Origin of the sequence: Burkholderia pseudomultivorans (assembly GCF_902499075.1) — a bacterium.
Classification (GTDB): Bacteria; Pseudomonadota; Gammaproteobacteria; order Burkholderiales; family Burkholderiaceae; genus Burkholderia; species Burkholderia pseudomultivorans.
The window spans coordinates 167,134-187,188 of the sequence record NZ_CABVPP010000004.1 but is presented as its reverse complement, the minus strand read 5'-3'; the positions used below and the strand labels follow the sequence as shown (position 1 = coordinate 187,188).

21 protein-coding genes are annotated in these 20,055 nt (G+C 65.5%); 12 read left to right on the top strand and 9 right to left on the bottom strand.

Translation table 11 applies throughout. The annotated features are described in order from the left end of the window. Positions 1 to 140: 140 nt before the first annotated feature. Both BST28156_RS05470 and BST28156_RS05465 read right to left on the bottom strand, forming a co-directional pair. Positions 141 to 1,268, bottom strand: a complete 1,128-nt coding sequence (locus BST28156_RS05470; protein WP_012464829.1) for a sigma-54 interaction domain-containing protein — start codon at positions 1,266 to 1,268, stop codon at positions 141 to 143. Then, complete coding sequence (locus BST28156_RS05465) at positions 1,265 to 1,474, bottom strand: hypothetical protein (protein WP_038442378.1); 210 nt, start codon at positions 1,472 to 1,474, stop codon at positions 1,265 to 1,267. Before BST28156_RS05465 ends, BST28156_RS05470 begins: the two co-directional genes overlap by 4 nt. Before the next feature lie 88 nt (positions 1,475 to 1,562). Between BST28156_RS05465 and BST28156_RS05460 the strand changes: the two genes are divergently transcribed. The 10 genes from BST28156_RS05460 (at position 1,563) to BST28156_RS05415 (ending at position 11,728) form a co-directional block, all read left to right on the top strand. Beyond that, a complete protein-coding gene (locus BST28156_RS05460; RefSeq protein WP_006405482.1) occupies positions 1,563 to 2,516 on the top strand; it encodes a LysR family transcriptional regulator in 954 nt (317 codons plus the stop codon). Positions 2,517 to 2,579: 63 nt separating this feature from the next. Further along, a complete protein-coding gene (tcuA, locus tag BST28156_RS05455) occupies positions 2,580 to 3,989 on the top strand; it encodes an FAD-dependent tricarballylate dehydrogenase TcuA (protein WP_012218439.1) in 1,410 nt (469 codons plus the stop codon). Further along, positions 3,976 to 5,190 carry a tricarballylate utilization 4Fe-4S protein TcuB gene (gene tcuB / locus BST28156_RS05450; RefSeq protein ID WP_012464830.1) on the top strand — a complete coding sequence of 405 codons (1,215 nt, stop codon included), beginning with the start codon at positions 3,976 to 3,978 and terminating at the stop codon, positions 5,188 to 5,190. Before tcuA ends, tcuB begins: the two co-directional genes overlap by 14 nt. Before the next feature lie 54 nt (positions 5,191 to 5,244). Next, positions 5,245 to 6,567, top strand: a complete 1,323-nt coding sequence (locus BST28156_RS05445) for an MFS transporter (RefSeq protein WP_006399305.1) — start codon at positions 5,245 to 5,247, stop codon at positions 6,565 to 6,567. A gap of 230 nt (positions 6,568 to 6,797) precedes the next feature. After that, positions 6,798 to 7,748 carry a ketopantoate reductase family protein gene (locus BST28156_RS05440; RefSeq protein WP_006399301.1) on the top strand — a complete coding sequence of 317 codons (951 nt, stop codon included), beginning with the start codon at positions 6,798 to 6,800 and terminating at the stop codon, positions 7,746 to 7,748. Next, positions 7,745 to 8,137: a VOC family protein gene (locus BST28156_RS05435; RefSeq protein ID WP_006399300.1), complete on the top strand. Its 393-nt coding sequence runs from the start codon at positions 7,745 to 7,747 to the stop codon at positions 8,135 to 8,137. Before BST28156_RS05440 ends, BST28156_RS05435 begins: the two co-directional genes overlap by 4 nt. 2 nt (positions 8,138 to 8,139) lie before the next feature. Beyond that, positions 8,140 to 8,601 (top strand): MaoC family dehydratase, encoded by a 462-nt coding sequence (locus BST28156_RS05430; protein WP_012218436.1) that lies wholly within the window; start codon positions 8,140 to 8,142, stop codon positions 8,599 to 8,601. Beyond that, on the top strand, positions 8,601 to 9,821 hold the full coding sequence (locus BST28156_RS05425) for a CaiB/BaiF CoA transferase family protein (protein ID WP_012218435.1): 1,221 nt from the start codon (positions 8,601 to 8,603) through the stop codon (positions 9,819 to 9,821). Before BST28156_RS05430 ends, BST28156_RS05425 begins: the two co-directional genes overlap by 1 nt. Further along, a complete protein-coding gene (gene aroE / locus BST28156_RS05420; protein WP_012218434.1) occupies positions 9,821 to 10,681 on the top strand; it encodes a shikimate dehydrogenase in 861 nt (286 codons plus the stop codon). The genes BST28156_RS05425 and aroE overlap by 1 nt, the downstream gene beginning before the upstream one ends. Before the next feature lie 141 nt (positions 10,682 to 10,822). Further along, positions 10,823 to 11,728, top strand: coding sequence for a LysR family transcriptional regulator (locus BST28156_RS05415; protein WP_006405472.1), 906 nt, complete (start codon positions 10,823 to 10,825; stop codon positions 11,726 to 11,728). A gap of 276 nt (positions 11,729 to 12,004) precedes the next feature. Here BST28156_RS05415 and BST28156_RS05410 read toward each other — a convergent pair whose 3' ends face one another. The 7 genes from BST28156_RS05410 to BST28156_RS05380 form a co-directional block, all read right to left on the bottom strand. Continuing rightward, positions 12,005 to 12,394, bottom strand: a complete 390-nt coding sequence (locus BST28156_RS05410) for a carboxymuconolactone decarboxylase family protein (RefSeq protein WP_006399295.1) — start codon at positions 12,392 to 12,394, stop codon at positions 12,005 to 12,007. Between the two features lie 15 nt (positions 12,395 to 12,409). Continuing rightward, the gene (locus BST28156_RS05405) at positions 12,410 to 13,822 is read right to left on the bottom strand and encodes a purine-cytosine permease family protein (RefSeq protein ID WP_006414465.1); all 1,413 of its coding nucleotides are present in this window, start codon (positions 13,820 to 13,822) and stop codon (positions 12,410 to 12,412) included. 98 nt (positions 13,823 to 13,920) lie between these two features. Further along, positions 13,921 to 15,390, bottom strand: a complete 1,470-nt coding sequence (locus BST28156_RS05400; protein WP_012218433.1) for an aldehyde dehydrogenase — start codon at positions 15,388 to 15,390, stop codon at positions 13,921 to 13,923. Positions 15,391 to 15,402: 12 nt separating this feature from the next. After that, positions 15,403 to 16,440 carry an LLM class flavin-dependent oxidoreductase gene (locus BST28156_RS05395; protein ID WP_006405468.1) on the bottom strand — a complete coding sequence of 346 codons (1,038 nt, stop codon included), beginning with the start codon at positions 16,438 to 16,440 and terminating at the stop codon, positions 15,403 to 15,405. A gap of 11 nt (positions 16,441 to 16,451) precedes the next feature. Next, positions 16,452 to 17,387 carry a flavin reductase gene (locus tag BST28156_RS05390; RefSeq protein ID WP_012218432.1) on the bottom strand — a complete coding sequence of 312 codons (936 nt, stop codon included), beginning with the start codon at positions 17,385 to 17,387 and terminating at the stop codon, positions 16,452 to 16,454. Position 17,388: 1 nt separating this feature from the next. After that, positions 17,389 to 18,207 carry an alpha/beta fold hydrolase gene (locus tag BST28156_RS05385; RefSeq protein ID WP_012218431.1) on the bottom strand — a complete coding sequence of 273 codons (819 nt, stop codon included), beginning with the start codon at positions 18,205 to 18,207 and terminating at the stop codon, positions 17,389 to 17,391. Further along, positions 18,176 to 18,778 (bottom strand): amino acid synthesis family protein, encoded by a 603-nt coding sequence (locus tag BST28156_RS05380; RefSeq protein WP_006399289.1) that lies wholly within the window; start codon positions 18,776 to 18,778, stop codon positions 18,176 to 18,178. The genes BST28156_RS05385 and BST28156_RS05380 overlap by 32 nt, the downstream gene beginning before the upstream one ends. A gap of 110 nt (positions 18,779 to 18,888) precedes the next feature. Between BST28156_RS05380 and BST28156_RS05375 the strand changes: the two genes are divergently transcribed. After that, positions 18,889 to 19,179: a DUF1330 domain-containing protein gene (locus tag BST28156_RS05375; protein WP_012218430.1), complete on the top strand. Its 291-nt coding sequence runs from the start codon at positions 18,889 to 18,891 to the stop codon at positions 19,177 to 19,179. A 131-nt stretch (positions 19,180 to 19,310) separates the two neighbouring features. After that, positions 19,311 to 20,000 carry a GntR family transcriptional regulator gene (locus BST28156_RS05370; protein ID WP_038442376.1) on the top strand — a complete coding sequence of 230 codons (690 nt, stop codon included), beginning with the start codon at positions 19,311 to 19,313 and terminating at the stop codon, positions 19,998 to 20,000. The last annotated feature ends 55 nt before the right edge of the window (positions 20,001 to 20,055 follow it).

Genomic DNA, 20,055 nt, shown 5'->3' with positions numbered 1-20,055 from the left:
GCAGTGCCATGGATCTCGCCGGTGCGCGCTTCGGTGCCACGATACATCAGGTCGGCACGCCGCTCCACGGGCGGCGTGCGCTCGCGGCCCGAGCGCCGGCCGCGAGCGGATGGGCCCGGTCGTCAGGCACCGAAGCGCGCTTACTTCAACGCGGCGATCTCGTTTGCGCGGATCAGTCTCGCGCGCAGCACGTTGCGGCTGATGCCGAGCAAGCGCGCGGCCTGAAGCTGATTGCGGTGACTGAACTCGAACGCGACACGCATCACGGTATCTTCGATGCGTTCGTACAGTCGGCCGTGACCTTCGTCGAACAGCGCGCGCAGCGCGGCTTCGAGTGCGGCCTGCGCGCCCGCAGACGGTTCGCCTCGATGCGGTGCCGCAGCGGCCGTGCCGGCCGAGGCGATCGTCAGGTCGGCGTGCTGCAGCATCTCGTGCCGGCTCACGAGCAACGCATGATGGATGACGTTTTCCAGCTCGCGAACGTTGCCGGGCCAGTCGTACGATTCGAGCGCGCGTGCGGCGCGCGCGTCGATGCTGCGCGGCCCGTAGCCGAGACGGCGGCGGTAGTCGTCGACGAAATGGCGCGCGAGCGGCAGGATGTCGGCCGGCCGCTCGCGCAGCGGCGGCACCGCGAGCTGCACGACGGCGAGCCGGTAGAAGAGGTCGCCGCGGAAATGGCCGGCCGCAACCGCCTGCTGCAGATCGACGTTCGTCGCAGCGACGACGCGCACGTCGATCGGAATGCCGGCCCGCGCGCCGACGCGCACGACTTCGCGCTCCTGCAGCACGCGCAATAGCTTGACCTGCATCGGCAGCGGCAGGTCGCCGATTTCGTCGAGAAACAGCGTGCCGCCGTCGGCGGTTTCGAACCAGCCGGCCTTCGCGCCGAACGCGCCGGTAAACGCGCCTTTCTCGTGACCGAACAATTCGCTTTCGACGAGCGTCGTCGACAACGCGCCGCAGTTCACCGCGACGAACGGGCCGTCGCGACGACGGCTCGCCTGGTGCAGGCGACGCGCGACGAGCTCCTTGCCGGTGCCCGTTTCGCCGACGATCAGCACGTTCGCGTCGCTCGGTGCGACCGCGCGGATTCGCTCGAGCAGCGCGTGCGAGCGCGGATCGGCGAATACGGCGGCGTTCGCGCGGATCGACGAAGCGGACGCCGGCGCGCCTGCGTACGATCGCTCGGCGGTAGCGGAATCGGCGTCGCCGTCGGCGGCGGCGAGGTCCGCACCGCTCGGCCACGAGTCGGAGAGAAAACGGTTCATGAATCGAAACGCGTCGTTGAACGGAAGGGCGCAGGCCAGCACGCATTGCTGCCGCGGTGCTGCCTGAGCAGCAAAGTGTCGATCGATTCGCGCCGCGCGGGAAACATCGATTTCTGATAAGCAAAGTCGCGAGCTTGCGCAGCGGCGCGGGCGTGCCGATGCGGTTCGAAGCGTTGCCCTTGCGGCTGCGGCGCTTGCAGCGTCAAGTCCCTCAGCAAAGTCCGCCGCGCGACGCGAAAGACCGTCGTCGACGTTCTGTCAGAATACGCGCGTCATCCTCTGTCCGATCGCGGAATGGAACTCAGACAACTACGCTATTTTCTCAGCGTCGTCGAACACGGCAGCATGGGCAAGGCCGCGCTGGAGCTCGGCGTGGTGACCTCGGCGCTGAGTCAGCAGATCAGCCGTCTCGAAGGCGAACTGTCCACACGGCTGCTGCAGCGCACGTCGGGCGGCGTCATTCCGACCGACGCAGGGCTGGCGTTCTGGCGTCAGGCGCAACTCGCGCTGCGTCATATCGACGATGCGGCGCTCGCCGCGCGTTCGGCGCGTCTGTCGGGCCATGTCAGCGTCGGCATGGCGCCGAGCACGGCGAGCGTGCTCGGCGTGGCGTTCATGCAGGCGATGCGCGCGCGCTATCCCGATGTGCGGCTCCATCTCGTCGAAAGTCTGTCCGGTCACCTCGCATCGATGCTGAGTGCGCGCCAGATCGATCTCGCCGTGCTGTTTCGCGAAGAGTCCGCGCAACGCTGGAGCGTGCAGCCGCTGCTCGACGAGCGGCTGTTCCTGATCGGCGCGGCCGATCTCGACGGGATGCCGACACGCGGATCGATCCGGCTGACCGACCTCGGCAAGCTGCCGCTCATTCTCCCCAGCGGTACGCACGGGCTGCGGTCGCTGCTTTCATCGGCGTTCAAGCGCGCCGAATACGAGCCGAACATCGTCGCCGAAGTCGACGGCCTCGCGCTGCTGATGGACATCGTCCGCACCGGCATCGGGGCGACCATCCAGCCGGGCGCAGCACTCGCCAGGCGCGAGAACGCGACGCTGACGAGCGTGCCCGTCGCGGAGAAATACGCGCGGCGGCCCAACCTGATCGCGAGCATTTCCGATGACGAACTGTCGCCGGCCGGGCTCGCTGCGCGCGTGGTCCTTGCCGATGTCGCGCGTCAGCTCGTGCACGAAGGCCGCTGGCCCGGTGCACGGTTGCGGGAAACCGACTCTTCACAAAAAGTGAAGACCCGTTGACGGCCGCCTGATAGCGCAGCGGGCACGAGATCCCTACGATTTGTCCGAAAGGAGACAAGTCTGATGGTCGATGTGCTCGTAATCGGAGGAGGGAATGCCGCGCTCTGTGCGGCGTTGATGGCGCGCGAAGCGGGCGCGTCGGTCCTGCTTCTCGAAGCCGCTCCGCGCGAATGGCGCGGCGGCAACTCGCAACACACGCGCAATCTGCGCTGCATGCACGATGCGCCGCAAGACGTGCTCGTCGATGCCTATCCGGAAGAGGAATTCTGGCAGGACCTGCTGAAGGTGACCGGCGGCATCACGAACGAACATCTGGCGCGGCTGACGATCCGCGCGTCGTCGTCGTGCCGGCCGTGGATGCAGAAGCACGGCGTGCGCTTCCAGCCGCCGCTGTCCGGTGCGCTTCACGTCGCACGCACGAACGCGTTCTTCATGGGCGGCGGCAAGGCGCTCGTCAACGCGTATTACCGCAGCGCCGAAGCGCTCGGCGTCGACATCCGGTACGACACGCCGGTCGATGCGATCGAGCTCGACGGCAGCCGTTTCGTCGCGGCGCGCAGCGGCAGCCGGCGTTTCGAGGCGCATGCCTGCGTCCTCGCCGCGGGCGGCTTCGAATCGAACCGCGAATGGCTGCGCGACGCGTGGGGGCAGAACGCGCGCGGCGAATGGCCGGCCGACAACTTCCTGATTCGCGGCACACGCTTCAACCAGGGCGTGCTCCTCAAGCATATGCGCGACGCCGGCGCGGACATGATCGGCGATCCGTCGCAGTCGCACTGCGTCGCCATCGATGCGCGCGCGCCGTTGTATGACGGCGGCATCTGTACGCGCATCGACTGCGTGTCGCTCGGCATCGTCGTGAATCGCGACGCCGAGCGCTTCTACGACGAAGGCGAGGATTTCTGGCCGAAGCGCTATGCGATCTGGGGGCGGCTCGTTGCGCAGCAGCCCGAGCAGATCGGCTATTCGATCATCGATTCGAAAGCGATCGGCCGCTTCATGCCGCCGGTGTTTCCCGGCGAAAAGGCGGACACGCTGCCGGAACTCGCCCGCAAGCTCGGCCTGCCCGAACGGCGCTTCGTCGACACGCTGACGCGCTACAACGACGCGTGCCGCGTCGGCACGTTCGATCACACGGCGCTCGACGACTGCCACACCGAAGGCCTCACGCCGCCGAAGACGCACTGGGCGCGCCGCATCGATACGCCGCCGTTCTACGGGTATGCGTTGCGGCCGGGCATTACGTTCACCTATCTCGGCCTGAAGACGAACGAGCGCGCGCAGGTCCACTTCGGCGGCGAAGCCAGCGACAACCTGTTCGTCGCCGGCGAAATGATGGCCGGCAACGTGCTCGGCAAGGGCTATACGGCCGGTGTCGGCATGTCGATCGGCACGGCCTTCGGGCGCATCGCCGGGACGCAGGCTGCACGCGCGGCACTCAAGACAACGGAGGCAGGCAGTGCAGCAGTCTGACGCACTCGCGACCGAACGCACGCACAGGGCGTCGCCGGTCGATACCAAAAAAACTTCGCACGGCGGCGCGGCACGCGTGATCCCGATCGTGCCGATGAGCGCGAGCGAAACGGAAGTGGCGCGCCAGATGCAGATCTGCAACGCATGCCGCTATTGCGAAGGCTTTTGCGCGGTGTTCCCCGCGATGACGCGCCGGCTCGAATTCGGCAAGGCGGACGTCAACTATCTCGCGAATCTCTGCCACAACTGCGGTGCGTGCTATCACGCGTGCCAATACGCGCCACCGCATGAATTCGCCGTGAACGTGCCGAAAGCGATGGCCGAAGTCCGGCTCGATACGTACACCGAGTACGCGTTTCCTGCGGCGTTCGGCGCGCTGTACAAACGCAACGGTCTGACGCTGTCGGTTGCGCTCGCGGCCGGGCTCGCGCTGTTTCTGCTGCTCGGCACCGCATGGCACGGCGGCCTGTCGCGCGACGTCGCGCCTGCGAACTTCTACGCGGTCTTTCCGCATACGCTGCTCGCCGCGATGTTCGGCAGCGTATTCCTGTTCGCCATGGTCGCGCTCGGCGTGGGCGTCACGCGCTTCTGGCGCGACGTGTCGGCGGGAACGACACGCGCGAGCGCACCGGCGGTGGCGGAAGCCGCGAAGAACGCGCTGACGCTCAAGTACCTGGACGGCGGCCACGGCGAGGGCTGCAACGAACGGGACGATGCGTTCACGCTGGCCCGGCGCCGCTTCCATCACCTGACGTTCTACGGCTTCATGTTGTGCTTCGCGGCAACGGCGGTCGCCACGCTCTATCACTACGCGTTTGGTCTGGAAGCGCCGTATCCGTTTTTCAGCGTGCCGGTGCTGCTCGGAACGGCGGGCGGCGTCGGACTGATCGCGGGGCCGGCAGGGCTGCTTTGGCTGAACCTGACACGCGCGCCGGAGCGCGGCGATCCGCGTCAGCGTCCGATGGACCGCGGCTTCATCGCGCTGCTGTTGCTGACCAGTGCATCCGGTCTCGCGTTGCTCGCCGGCCGTACGACTGCCGCGATGCCGTCGCTGCTTGCAGTCCATCTCGGCATCGTGATCGCGCTGTTCGCAACGCTGCCTTACGGCAAGTTCGCGCACGGCATTTTCCGCTCGGCCGCCTTGCTCAAATCGTCGATCGAGAAGCGGCAACGCAACGCGTCGAGCGTCGGCGCCGACTAGCGTCACGGGCGCCGCCGGCGCCCATCACCACAAACACAACAGGCAGGAGACACCATGAGCCGTACCGAACCGATCGCCGCGACGTCCGGCGTTTCGCCGATGACGCGGGCCGCCGCCGTGTTGCGCGTGACCAGCGGCAATTTCATCGAACAGTTCGATTTCTTTTTGTTCGGTTTCTATGCGACATCGATCTCGAAGATCTTTTTTCCGTCGGACAGCGAGTTCGCGTCGCTGATGCTCACGTTCGCGGTGTTCGGCGCCGGGTTCCTGATGCGTCCGCTCGGCGCGATCTTTCTCGGCGCGTATATCGACAAGGTCGGGCGGCGCACCGGCCTGATCGTCACGCTTTCGATCATGGCGAGCGGCACCATCCTGATCGCGTGCGTGCCGGGCTACGCGAGCATCGGCCTGCTCGCGCCGGCGCTGGTGTTGCTCGGACGGCTGTTGCAAGGCTTCTCCGCGGGGGCGGAGCTCGGCGGCGTGTCGGTCTATCTCGCGGAAATGGCCACGCCCGGCAACAAGGGTTTTTATACGAGCTGGCAATCGGCGAGCCAGCAGGTCGCGATCGTGATGGCGGCGGCCATCGGTTACGGGCTGAACCAGTGGCTGTCGGCGCAGCAGATTGGCGCATGGGGCTGGCGCGTGCCGTTTTTCATCGGCTGTGCGATCGTGCCGTTTCTGTTCTTGCTGCGGCGCTCGCTGCAGGAGACCGCGGCGTTCGAAGCGCGGCGGCACCATCCGCAGGCACGCGAGATCTTCGCGATGCTGCTCGGCAACTGGCGGATCGTCATCGGCGGCATGCTGCTGACGGCGATGACGACCACGACGTTCTATCTCATCACCGTCTATACGCCGACCTTCGGCAGGTCGGTGCTGAAGCTGTCCACGTCGGACAGCCTGATGGTGACGCTGCTCGTGGCCGCGTCGAATTTCATCTGGCTGCCGATCGGCGGCGCGATCTCGGACCGCATCGGCCGCAAGCCGCTGCTCGTCGCGATTTCCGTGCTTGCGATCTTCACGGCCTATCCGGCGCTGTTCTGGCTCGCCGATGCGCCGAGCTTCGCGCGCATGCTGATCGTGCTGCTGTGGTTCTCGTTCTTCTTCGGCATGTATAACGGCGCGATGGTCGCCGCGCTGACGGAAGTGATGCCGGTCGAAGTACGCGTCGCCGGGTTCTCGCTCGCGTTCAGTCTGGCGACCGCCTTGTTCGGCGGGTTTACGCCGGCCGTGTCGACATATCTGATTCAGGCGCTGCATGACAAGGCCGCGCCGGGCTACTGGCTGAGTTTCGCCGCGCTGTGCGGGCTCGGCGCGACGCTCGCGCTGTACCGGCGGCGCGCGGACAGTGGCGTGTCGGCTGCTTCGTCGGCGGGATAGGCAGTGCGGCGCCACGTTCGAACATGCGGCAAGCCCGGCTTCGCGCCGGGCTTTTTGCTTTTTGGGCGGTGCGGCGGTGCGCGCCAGCGGCTCGCAAAACGGCATGCGCGCTACGGCAGCGTGACGCCCGTGTCGACCCAATATTGCAATACGCAATGGCGCTATTGAATCCATTGCATTGCCGACATGTGTCACGCGCCGTATCGTGGTCTCCATTCAAGGAGACGTGGATGAAAATCGCATTTTTGGGCGCCGGCGCGCTGGGTTGCGCCATCGGCGCCACGCTGACCGAAGCCGGTCACGAGACATGGCTCGTCGACCGGTTTGCCGCGCACGTCGCGGCGATGTCGCGCGACGGGCTGCAGGTCGACGACGAGCGCGGCACGCGGCGCGTCAAGGTTCGCGCGACGATGGATCCCGCCGAAGTCGGCACGGTCGATCTCGTGATCGTACTGGTCAAGTCGTTCCATACCGATGCGGCGATGCGCGGCGCGCTCGCGCTCGTCGGGCCGGAAACCGTCGTTCTGTCGCTGCAAAACGGCCTCGGTCACGAAGACGTGCTCGCCGAAATCGTCGGACGAGAACGCGTGCTCGCGGGCAAGACCTACGTGGGCGGCGTATTGCGCGCGCCGGGCCATATTCAGAGCGGTGTCACGGGCAAGCTCACGATCGTCGGCGAACTCGACGGCCGCATCACGGCCCGCGTGCAAGCGGTCGCGGACGCGTTCAACGGTGCCGGTTTGACCACGCGCGTCAGCGACAACATCCTCGGCACGATGTGGGACAAGCTGCTGATCAATGTCGCGACCGGCGCGATCACCGGCATCACGCGCCTGACCTACGGTCAGCTTTACGACGAGCCCGTCCTCAAGGCGACGTCGCTTGCGGCGATCGAAGAAGCGATGGCCGCGGCCAGAGCCGCCGGTGTCAGGCTGTCCATTGCCGCAGCGGAAGACGCGTGGAACATGGCGGCCGAAGGCCTTCCGGCCGCGTTCAAGACGTCGATGCTGCAAAGCCTCGAGAAAGCGTCGATCACCGAGATCGACTTCATCAACGGCGCCGTGGTGCGCTGGGGCGAACGGCTCGGCGTGCCGACGCCCGTCAATGCGACGCTCGTCGCCTGCATCAAGGGGATTGAACGCGCCATGATCGATCGCCAGAAAGAGGAGGTCTCGGCATGAGCGCCCCGAAAGCCTATCTCGAGCACGTCGCCATCCGGGTGAAGGACATCCATTGGCATATCCGCTTCTTCGAGGACGTGCTGGGCATGACCATGCGCGAAGTCGACGGCAGCCGGGAAGCGCCGCGTCAATACTGGACGCTCGGCGGTCTGCAATTCATCAGCGAGCCGCATTACGACGGACCGGAGGGCCGGCTCGCGCACCTCGGCGTGATGTGCGAAGACCTCGACGCGGCCATCGCGGCGGCGCAGGCATTCGGCGTGACCGAAATGCCGCAGGGACGCAACTGGCTGCGCCTGCCCGACGGACTCGCGATCGAACTCATTCAGGCGAAGCCGGCCACGTGCGTCGCACAGGCGCTGGCGATCAATCCGCGCGCGGAGGCGTGAGCATGAGCCGCATCATCGAAAAATACTGGGACGATGCGCAGGAAGGCGACGAATGCATCAGCCCGACTTACACGGTCACGCAACAACGCATTCTCGCCTATGCCGATCTCACGGGCGATCACACGCCCGTGCACGTCGATGAGGATTACGCGAACGCGAGCCACTTCGGCTGCATCGTCGCGCATGGCTTGTTCGGCTTGTCCATTGCGGACGGCCTCAAGACGCAAAGCGACTATCGCTTCGTGCCCGGCATGTCGCTCGGCTGGACCTGGGATTTCTTGCTGCCGATCAAGGTGAACGACGTACTGCGCGTCAAGTTCCGCGTCGGCGCGATGCGCGCCAGCAAGAGCAAGCCCGACTGGGGCATCGTCGTTCTGCCGTCGGAACTGATCAACCAGGACGGCCAGGTCGTCCAGCGCGGCGAGCATCGTCTGATGATTCCGCGTCGTCCGGGAGCGTACTGATGCAGGCCCGTCCCCTCGAAGGCATTCGCGTCGTCGATTACAGCCACTTTCTTGCCGGTCCGTATGTCGGCCGCTGCCTCGCCGCGCTCGGCGCAGAAGTCATCAAGGTCGAGCGCCCCGGCGGCGGCGATGCCGGGCGCCGGCACGCGACGATTCTGGACGACCAGCAAAGCGCCTACTTTCTGCAGCTCAACATGGGCAAGCGCGGTGTCAGCGTCGACATGAAAGATCCGCGCGGCAAGGCGTTCATGCAACGCCTGTGCGACTCGGCCGACGTGTTCATCGAGAACTATCGTCCCGGCGCACTCGACAAGCTCGGTCTCGGTTATGCGGCGTTGTCGGCGCGCAATCCGCGGCTCGTCTACTGCTCGATCTCGGCGTACGGCCACACGGGGCCCGACGCGCATCGTGCGGGCTTCGGCCTGATCGCCGAAGCGAAGAGCGGCATCATGCAGATGATCGGCAATCCGGGCGAGCCGCCGCCGCTCATGCGCATTTCGCTCGGCGACATGTACACCGGCATTCATGCGGTCGCCGCGATCAACGCGGCGCTGTTCGGCCGCGTAACGAGCGGGCGCGGGCAGCATATCGACATGGCGCTGTACGACACGCTGGTATCGATGCACGAATATGCCGTCCAGTGCTACACGATGCAGGGCGTCGTTCCCGAGCAGACCGGCCACGACATGCCGACGTCGACGCTGTACGGCGTGTTCCGTGCCGCCGACGGCGATCTCGTCATCGCCGCGCAAGTCGACGATGCGTGGAAGCGGTTCGCGGCGGTCGTCGAGCAGCATGGCGGCCCCGCCGGTTTTGGAACCGATACGCGCTTTCACGACCCGAACGGCCGCAACGCCCATCGCGAGGCCATTCTTGCCGTGGTGAAGCCGTGGGTGGGCGGCCGCTCGGTGGCCGACGTTCTGGCGCTGCTGGACGAGGTCGACGTTCCCTGCGCGAAGGTGCAGCGCATCGACGAGGTCGTCAACGATCCGCAAATCGTCGCGCGCGGCATGGTGATCGAGCAGGCGCATCCGCGCTTCGGCACGCTGCGTCTGCCGAACCTGCCGTTCCGTTTTTCCGATTGCGATACGTCGATTCGCGAAGTCGGCCCCGATCTCGGTCAGCACAACGTCGAGGTCGCGCAATCGCTCGGCTTCAGTGCAGCGGAAATCGACGCGATGCAAACCGACGGTGTGCTGTTCTCGAAAAGGAGCGCGTGATGAGCGACCGGTATGCGGTAATCGGCAATCCGATCGGGCACACGAAGTCTCCGCTGATCCACCGTCTGTTCGCCGAGGAGACCGGGCAGGACATCGCCTATGTCGCGATGGAGGCGCCGCTGGAACCGGACGGCGCGTTCGCCGACACGGTTAGCGCCTTCATCGCGGCGGGCGGCAAGGGCATGAACGTCACCGCGCCCTTCAAGCTGGAAGCGTTTGCGATGGCCGACGAACGCAGCGAACGCGCGACGCTCGCGGGCGCCGTGAACGCGATGAAGTTCGAGAACGGTCGCGTCATCGCCGAGAACTTCGATGGCGTCGGCCTCGTGCGCGACATCGAAGTCAATCTGCATCAGCCAATGGCCGGCAAGCGCGTACTCATTCTCGGCGCAGGCGGCGCCGTGCGCGGCGCGTTGCTGCCGTTTATCGGCGCGCGCCCCGCCGAACTCGTCATCGTCAACCGACATCCGGACAAGGCGCAAGCGCTCGTCGAGCAAGCAGGCGCAGGCAGCGCGCTGCGTGCGTGCAGCTACGCGGACCTCGAATCGATGGGGCGCTTCGACCTTGTCGTCAACGCGACTTCGGCAAGCCTCACCGGACAACTGCCGCCGGTTCCGCCCAGCGTATTCAGCGCGAGCGGCAGCGCCTACGAGCTCGCCTACGGCAAGGGTTTGACGCCGTTCCTGCAGCTCGCGCGCAGCGCCGGTGTGCAGGGCATCGCGGATGGCGTCGGGATGCTGGTCGAGCAGGCGGCCGAAGCGTTCGCATGGTGGCGCGGCGTTCGACCGCAGACGCGTGCGCTGATCGATCGGCTCACCGTTCCGCTCGCGCGGCATGACGAGGATACTGCGCGCGAGTGAGCGCAACCGCCATTAGTGCGGTGTTCTTGCGATCCGGGAAGCAGGGCGTCGAGTCCTGTCCGCGGGCGTCCATTCGTCAGGCGTGCCGCATAGGCGCAACGAAATGACTACAATGGCGACATTGCGAAACACAATGAACCCATGGGCACTGCCGAGCTGCCGGATCTCAAGCTGCTTCAGCTTTTCGACTTGCTGTACGACGTGCGCAGCGTGACGCGGGCGGCGGAGCAGCTCGGGCAGAGCCAGCCGACGATCAGCATCTGGCTGGGGCGGCTGCGCGAACATTTGCAGGATCCGTTGTTCGTGCGTACGCCCGCCGGGATGACGCCGACGCCTCAGGCAGACGCGTTGATCGGCCCGTGCCGGGAAATCCTGGAGTCGCTGCGGCGGTTTTCGGCGTGGGAAATCTCGTTCGATCCGGCCACGGCCAAGCGGCGCTTCCGGATCTGCATGACGGATGCGAGTCACATCACGCTGCTGCCGAAGATGCTCGCGCATGTGCGCGCGCAGGCGCCGGGCATCCGGCTCGAAGCGGCGAGAATCGACGGGAACACGGAGCGCGCGCTGGAATCGGGCGAGGCGGATCTCGCGATCGGGTATGTGCCGTGGCTTGGCAGCGGCATGTACCAGCAACAGCTCTACATGCAGGATTGGGTTTGTCTCGCCAATCCCGATCATCCTCGCGTGCGCGCGAAGCTAACGCTCAAGCAATACCGCCGCGAAGGACACGTGATCATCGCGGCCGGCACGGGTGCGCAATTGCTGGAGCAGGCGCTGCTGCGCGAGAACATCGACCGCGACGTCGTGCTCGAGCTGCCGGGTATGCTCGGGCTCGGGTCGATCATCCAGTCGACCGATCTGATTGCGACGCTGCCGAGAAACATCGGGGAGACGCTCGCGCGCGTGAACGGGATCGCGGTTCATCCCTGTCCGTTTCCGGTCGACAAGTTTGCGGTGCGTCAGCATTGGCATGCGAAATACCACCACGAGGCCGGTAATCGCTGGTTGCGGTCGGTGGTGGCGGATTTGTTTCTGGATAGAAGTTAGCGATGCACGGCGCGCGCGGTTGAACGGCGGAATGGCCGGGCCGATGGATGACCGAATGGTAGCGCGCAGGTTGTGCTCTCGGTTTGCGTCGCGCCGAAGGAAGGTCGTCGGTATGGCGCGTCGAAGCTGCAACCGCAACGGTCGTCGGTTACGCCCGACGTCAAATGGAGAGAAGCGGGGGCAACGGTCGACACAGTGCCCCGAGCTGTAGGCCAACCACGGCTATTCAGTCCGTCGACACAGGCCGCGATGCCACCCGCTTCTCCGGCGCTGCGCTTATTTCAATACCCCTTCGGACACGAGCACCTCATGCGCTGCCTTGAACGCGCTGAGCCCGTGCGGAATGCCCGAATAAGCCGTCGCGTGCAGCAATGTCGCCTTGATTTCCTCGACGCTTACGCCGTTGTTGAGCGCCCCCTTCACGTGCAGCTTGAGTTCGTTCGTATGGCCGGCGGCAGTCAGCATCGCGAGGTTGAGCAGACTGCGCGTTTTCCGGTCGAGCGTGTCGTCGCCCCATGCCCATCCCCACGCCCATGCGGTGGTGGCGCGCTGGAACGCCATCATGAACGCGTCGGCCTTTTCCATCGACGCATCGACGTATTCGGGGCCGAGCACTTCACGGCGGATCGGCAAGCCTTTCTGAAACAGCGCCTCGTCTTCATTCATGATCGATCTCCATCGTTAATCCAGAGCGCCGGCGCCGGCCGGACACCGGCTTCGCGAACGCGAGTCGTCCCGCGACGCGAACAGGTAGCACACCAGCGCGGTGACGACGAGGCCGACCATCCATGAGACGTCGACGCCGCCCAGAATCGACGCCCACGGGCCGCGGAAGAAGCTTTCTTCCATGAACGGAACCTGCACCGCAATCCCGAACACGTAGATCGCGGTGGTCTTGGCGTTGAACGCGCCGTACATGCCGCCATTGCTGCTGATGATCTCCGCGACGCGGTAGTGCCGGTTGTTGACGAGATAGAAGTCGATCAGGTTGATCGCGATCCATGGCGCGAGCACGATGCGCAGCGCGAAGATCGCGTTCAGAAAGATCGCGATGAAGTTGCTCGACGCCCACAGGGCGATCGCGGTGGACGCCACCAGCAGCACCGCCGACACGGCGACGCGTACGTTGCGGCCCGGCACCCAGTGCGGGCGGAACGTCTGCGCGGCGGTGATGAACGACAGTACTGCGCCGTACAGGTTCATTCCGTTGTGGCCGATGATGTTGACGAGAAACAGCAGGATCAGCACGTAGCCGAACGCGCCGGTCTGCTCGCGGACGGCCTGCATCGCGTCGGTCGAATGTCCGGTGCTGACTGCCAGCACACCGAACAGGAACGCGAAGATCGTGCCTAGCGACGTGCCGAAGTAGGTATACGCAAACGTCTTCCCGAATCCGGCGGAGGTCGGCAGATAGCGAGAATAGTCGGACGTATAGGGCGCGAAGCTGATCTGCCAGATGGCGCACAGCCCGAACATCGCGAACCAGTTCGTGGCATCGAAATGCCCTCGCTCGAAGATCTGCGCGTCGAGCCCCGGCGCCATCAGCGCGATGCCGATCAGCAGCGCGCCGCCCATGAACCACGCACCGATCTTGTTGAAGCGATGAATGAAGTGGCAGCCGATCACGCCCACCAGCGTCGCAAGCACCGCGCCGACGACGGTCGCGGCGGGTACGGGTATCGCGGGCATGGCGGTGTGCAGCGTTTTGCCCGCGAGAATGATGTTCGATACGAAGAAGCCGAGGTAGATCAGCGTGGTGAACCCGACCACGAGCAGCGAGCCGTAGCGGCCGAACTGGGCGCGGCTCTGGATCATCTGCGGTACGCCGACGAGCGGCCCCTGCGCGGAAGTGAGCGCGTGAAAGATTGCGCCGAAGCATTGCCCGGCCACGATCGCGAGAATCGCGCTGACCAGGTCGAGATGAAACACCAGCACCGACGTGGCGCCCGAGATCACGGCCAGCGGTGCGACGTTCGTGCAGAACCACAGGGTGAAGAGGTCGGCCGGCTTGCCGTGGCGGGCCTCCGGCGGAACATATTCGATCGAGTTGCTTTCGATGGCGAGAACGCCGCCGTCGCTGTCCTGCTTTGTCATGCTGTCTCCATCGTTATTGCCGGACCAAACGGCGCCGCGCGGGCGCAGCCTGGTCTCCGTCGCTTATGAATCGATACGGCAGGTGAGCGGATCGCCGCTCAGCGCATCACGAACGGGTCGCCGATCGGATCGTCCGACGTGCGCAGCCATACGGACTTCGTGGTGGTGTATTCCAGTGCGGCGCTCAGCCCGCCTTCGCGGCCGTGTCCGGACAGGCCGAAGCCGCCGAACGGCACGAGCGGCGATACGGCCCGATACGTGTTGATCCACACGATGCCGGCGCGCACGCGCTTCGACACGCGGTGAGCCCGCGTGAGACTGGTCGTGAAGATGCCGGCCGCGAGGCCATACGCGGTGCCGTTCGCCTTGTCGATCGCTTCCTGCTCGGATTCGAACGTGTCGACCGATAGCACCGGCCCGAACAATTCGGTCGTGATGCTGTCGGCGTGCGCGACGCCGGTGCAGTCGAGGATCGTCGGCGCGTAGTAATACCCGTCGCGCTCCAGCTTCGTTCCGCCGGCGAGCACGGTCGCGCCCTGACGCACCGAGCGCTCGACGACCTTCTCGATGTGGCGAAGCTGTCGCTCGGTACACAACGGGCCGTATTCGGTCTCCCGCTCGCCGGGTGAGCCGATGCGAATCCGCGATACGCGTTCCACGAGCAGCGCGAGGAATCGATCCTTGACGGAAGCCTCGATCAGCAGGCGCGAACCCGCGACGCAGCTCTGGCCGCTGGCTGCGAAGATGGCCGCGACCTGCGCATTCACGGCGCTCTGGATGTCGGTATCGGCGAACACGATGAACGGCGACTTGCCGCCGAGTTCGAGCGACACCTTGGCGAGGTTGTCGGCCGTATTGCGCACGATGTGGCGCGCGGTCTCGGGGCCGCCGGTGAACGCGACCTTGTCCACATCGGGATGGCTGCTCAGCACCGCACCGCATTCCGGGCCGAAGCCGGTGACGACGTTGACGACACCGGGCGGGAAGCCGGCCTCGTGCACGATGCGCGCGAACTCGAGCAGCGGTCCCGGTGCTTCCTCGGATGCCTTCAGCACGACGGTGCAGCCCGCGGCGAGTGCGGGGCCGAGCTTGACCGCGGACAGGAACAGCTGGCTGTTCCACGGCACGATCGCGGCGACTACACCGACCGGCTGCCGCTCGAGCCATACCTGCATGTCGGGCTTGTCGACGGGGATGTTGCTGCCCTCGAGCTTGTCGGCGATGCCGGCGTAGTAGCGGTAATACTCGGCGACGTATGCGATCTGGCTCGACGTTTCGCGGATGATCTTGCCGGTGTCTTTCGTTTCGATTTCGGCGAGCCGCGGTGCAGCCTGTTCGACGAGGTCCGCGAGCCGGTACAGCAGTTTGCCGCGCGCCGACGCGGTCAGGCCTGCCCAGGCGCGATCGGTCAGTGCACGGCGGGCCGCCGCGACCGCGCGATTCACTTCGTCCGTGCGGGCTTCCGGCATCTGCGCCCACACGGCGCCGGTTGCCGGGTCGATGCTGCCGAAGGTGGCGGCGCCGGGCTCGAACTGCCCGTCGATATACAGCTGAAAATGTACATTCATGACATCGTCCCCTTACCGGAACGCCGGCATCACGTCGCGGATCATCCGCTCGAGCGACGCCTTCTTGCGTTCGAACGGCATGCCCGTGTCGATCCAGAACGAGTACTCGTCGAAGCCGAGCGCCTCATAGGTCTTCAGACGTTCGATCACTTCCGCCGGCGTGCCGATCACGTTGTTCCGGCGCATCGCTTCGGGCGTGTAGAACGGGTGCGCGGCGATTTCCTCGCGGCTGAGCGGCTGGATCATCCCGCGACTGACCGGACGTTCGTTCTTGAACCACGCGCCGAAGTAGTTGTAGAACACGTTGATTTCGTCGGCGGCTCGCTGCGCGTCGTCCTCGTTGCTCGCGACATAGGTGTGACGCAGCAGCATGATCTGCGGACGCGGCACGTCGCTGTACTTCGCGCACGCGGCGTTGAAATGGCCGACGAGCTTCTCGACTTCGTCGTCGCCGAGATGCAGCGGTGTGACCTGCACGTTGCAGCCGTTGGCCACCGCGAACTCGTGACTGTTCGGATCGCGCGCGGCGACCCAGATCGGCGGATGCGGTTGCTGCAGCGGCAGCGGCGATGATGTCGTCGACGGGAACTTCCAGAATTCGCCGTCGTGCGCGTAGTTGCCTTCCCACAGCTTCTTCACGGCCGGAATCAGCTCGCGCATGCGCTGGCCTGCGCTCCACGCGTCGAGACCCGGCATCAGGCGCTCGTATTCGAACGAGTAGGCGCCGCGCGCGATGCCGAGCTCGAGGCGCCCGCCCGAGATGATGTCCGTCATCGCGGCTTCGCCGGCGAGCTTGATCGGATGCCAGAACGGCGCGACGACCGTGCCCGTGCCGAGCCGTACGCGCTTCGTCTTGTTCGCGAGATCGGCGAGGTTGATGAACGGGTTCGGCGCGATCGTGAAATCCATGCCGTGGTGCTCGCCGGTCCAGACGGCGTGCATGCCGCCGCGGTCGGCGATCTGGCACAGCTCCACCATCTCGTCGTACAGCTGCTTTTGGCTGGTCTGGTCGGAGACGCGCTCCATGTGAACGAAAAGCGAAAAACGCATGATGGGACCTTTCAGGAAAGAAGCGGACGGACGGTGCCCGTGCTGTGATCGCCGAAGTACAGGCCGTAACTCTTCAGCTGGCTCTCCTTGCGATAGCGTTCGAGCATGCTGGCGAGCGCGCTGTCCTGGAACGCGTCGGCGTCGAGATCGTCGAGGCTCACGAATTCGCCGGCGGCCGCCGCTTCGTCCGGTGCGCTGCAGAGGAACGAGATGTACTGATAGTGCGTCTCGGTATTGTTGTAGACCGAATAGATAAAGCTTGCCGATGCGTCGGGCTGGTATTGCCGGAAGAGTTCGGCGAGCGCCTTGTCGGCGCCTTCACGGCCGATCGCCTTCGCGGGCAGTGTCCACTTGCCCTCGGCGGTGCGGATCATGAGCACCTTGTCGTCGCGCGCGATGATCGCGCTGACGACGACCTTCGGGCCAGCAATGACTTCGGTCGACAGCTTCGCCGGCGTGAAATACCCGCCGCGGTAGTAACCGAGCCCCGCATAGCCTGCCGAATGAAACGCCTCTACCTTGCCGATGATGATTGCGTGATCGCCCGCATCGATCACCTCGTGCGTCGTGCAGTCGAACCACGCGCTGACGTCGTCGATCAGCGGATTACGATGTGCGCTCAGATGCCAGCCGACGTTCGCGAAGCGGTTCTCGCTCGGGCGCGCGAACCTGTTCGACAGCTCCGTTTGCCCTTCCGCGAGGATGTTGATCGCAAAGTGGCCGGCCGTGGAAAACGTCTGGAAATTGCTCGACGTCTTCGCGATGCTGACGAGCAGCAGTGCCGGATCCAGCGACACCGACGAGAACGAGTTCGCGGTGAAGCCGAGCGGCTGGCCGTCGTCGCGCGCAGTCGTGACGATCGTCACGCCCGTCATGAACGCGCCGAACGCATCGCGCAGCTCCCGGGTGTTGATCGTCGAGGCTTCCTGGCTGATTGCTTGGCTCATGTCACACTTCCGATTTCAGGGTTTCCGCCTGCGGCACGGTCTGCAGCCACGTACGCAGCGCGCGATTGACCGTGTCGGGCGCGGTCAAGTTGACCATGTGGCGCTCGTTCTCGATCACGACCGCCTTGCCATCCTGTGCGGCCTGCGCCATCTGTCGCGCCATCTCGGGCGTCGAATTCGGATCGTCCGAGCCGGTGAGCACGAGGGCGGGGCAGGCGATCCGGTGCCAGGCGTCCGCATACACCTCGTCGCCGTTCGCGAAGGCGTGGTACGCGGTCGCATAACCGGCGAGGTCGACCGAATGCAGCCACGATTGCACCTTCCGGGCGGCGGCCTGCTGCGCTTCTTCCGCGTTGAACCAGCGCTTGAGCGGCGTATCGACGTCGATGGTGCCCGACCTCAGTTCGGCGGCGCGTTGCAGTACGGCTTCGCGCGCCTGCTCGGTTCGGCGGTACACGCCGTTCAGGACTGCCACGCGCTTGACGAGATCCGGTCGCGTCACGGCGACGCCAGCCGCGATCAGCGAGCCCATCGAATGGCCGGCCAGATTGACGGGGCCGACCTTCAGCGCTTCGATGAACTCTGCCGCCCACTGCACGAACTGCGGCAGCTCGGCGCCGGTGTCGAGCGGATCACTTCTCCCGTGGCCCGGCATGTCGACGGAGATCACGCGAAAGTCGCGCGACAGGTCGTCGATCTGCGGATACCACGCGCTCGCCTGCATGCCGACCCCGTGAATCAGCACCAGCGGTTCGCCCGCGCCCTGGTCGAGATAGTGGGCGACGCGCTTATTTGACAGCGGCAGGGTTCTTGACGTCATTTCCGAGCTCTGCGAGATCTTTGTAGCGGTCGCCGATGCGGTGATGCGGCCGGCCGGCGGTGGCCGCGCCGAGGGCAATGACGAGTTCGTCGGCGGCCGGCGCGTCCGGAATCGCGAACTGGAGCGTCAGGTAGTGCGAACGGCGGCCTTCGTCGTTCTTGTCCATCATCGGAATCAGCAGCGGCGCGTTGGCCGGGCCCCGCGTGTTGTTGAACGCGAGATACGACTTCGCGCCGACGGCCGTCCGATACGTATTGCCGAAATGCAGCGTGTGGATCAGCGCGGATGCGTGCTCGATCTCGCCGTCGAGACCGACGATCGCACTCTTGCCGAACGCTTCGACGGCCTCGCCCGAACCGGCTTCGTCGAGGATCAGCTGCGTCAGGTGTTCGCTCAGTTGCGGCGCGAGCCTGCGGATCTCCGGCGACAGGTCCTCGACGTATCCGCGGCCCGCCCACGGGTTCTTGATCACCGCGGCCGCGCCGATCATCTTCAGCGGTTTCGCAGCGACCTTGTCGCCATCCACGTACAGCGTTTCGACGTGGAGGACGGATTTCCGAATCAGGCTCATGGCACCTTCCTTTCATGCGTTGATTGTCGGATTCATTGTGGTATACCATGTTACGGCATGCCATGAGTGTTAACCCGTGTCTCGAAATTGCGCGAAAGCGGAGGTGAAAAATGAGTGCGTACTGGATTGCCCACGTGCAGGTGCTGGATCCCGTGAAGTACAAGGACTACACGGATCTCGCGCCGCAGGCGTTCAAGAAGTTCGACGCCGTATTTCTCGCGCGCGGCGGCGCGTCGCAGACGCTCGAGGGCGACGCGTTCGAGCGCCACGTCGTGATCCGCTTTCCCGATATGGACACCGCGCTCGCGTGTTATCACTCGGTCGAATACCGGACGGCGAAGGCGAAGCGGGACGGACATTGCCGCGCGCAGATCTCGATCGTCGAGGGTCTGGAGGACTGAACCGGCGGCGTCGCCGGGCACGCGGCGGGCGGGATGGAAAGCTCGATGACAGTTAGGTCATAATATGGCATTCCATGTCGCCCGCCGACTTTCGGCGGGCGGCAGGCCATTTCGTTTCCAGAGTGCCGTCCATGCAAGACCTGAAAATCGACCGCAATGCCAAGACCCTGCGCGAACTGACGCTCGACAAGCTGCGTGGCGCGATCGTGCAGGGCTATTTCCGACCGGGCGCGCGGCTCGTCGAGCGCACGCTCTGCGACGAACTCGGCGTGAGTCGCACGGTGGTGCGCGAGGTGCTGCGGCATCTCGAGACGGAAGGGCTGGTCGAGACCGTGTCGCGGCAGGGGCCGGTGGTCGCGCGGCTCGATCCGGGGCAGGTCGGCGAGATTTACGAACTGCGCGGGCTGCTCGAAGCCAATGCGGCGCGCGCGTGCGCGGAGGGCGCGACGCCCGAAGTCGTGCAGCGACTGCGCGAAATTCGCGCGGTGATCGAGGATGCGTTCGAGAAGGAAGATCTGCCGCGCGTGCTCGAATACACCGAACGTTTCTATGAAGCGCTGTTCGAGGCGGCGGGCAAACACGTGTCGCTGACGGTCGTCAAGACGCTCAATGCGCGCATCAACCGGCTGCGTGCGCTGACCATCGCGATGCCGGGGCGCGGCAGCGATTCCAATACGGAGATGAACCGCCTGCTCGACGCGATCGAGCGGCGCGACGGCGACGCGGCTGCCGCGGCGTCGGCGGCGCACATCAAGCGCGTTGCCGAGCTGGCGCAGTCCGCGCTCGCGCAGCAGCAGGACGAGGCCGTCGACGACCGTTGACGACACGCCGGCGCGGGCGTCGATACGCGCGATTCACCACGGAAGGCCGTCGGCA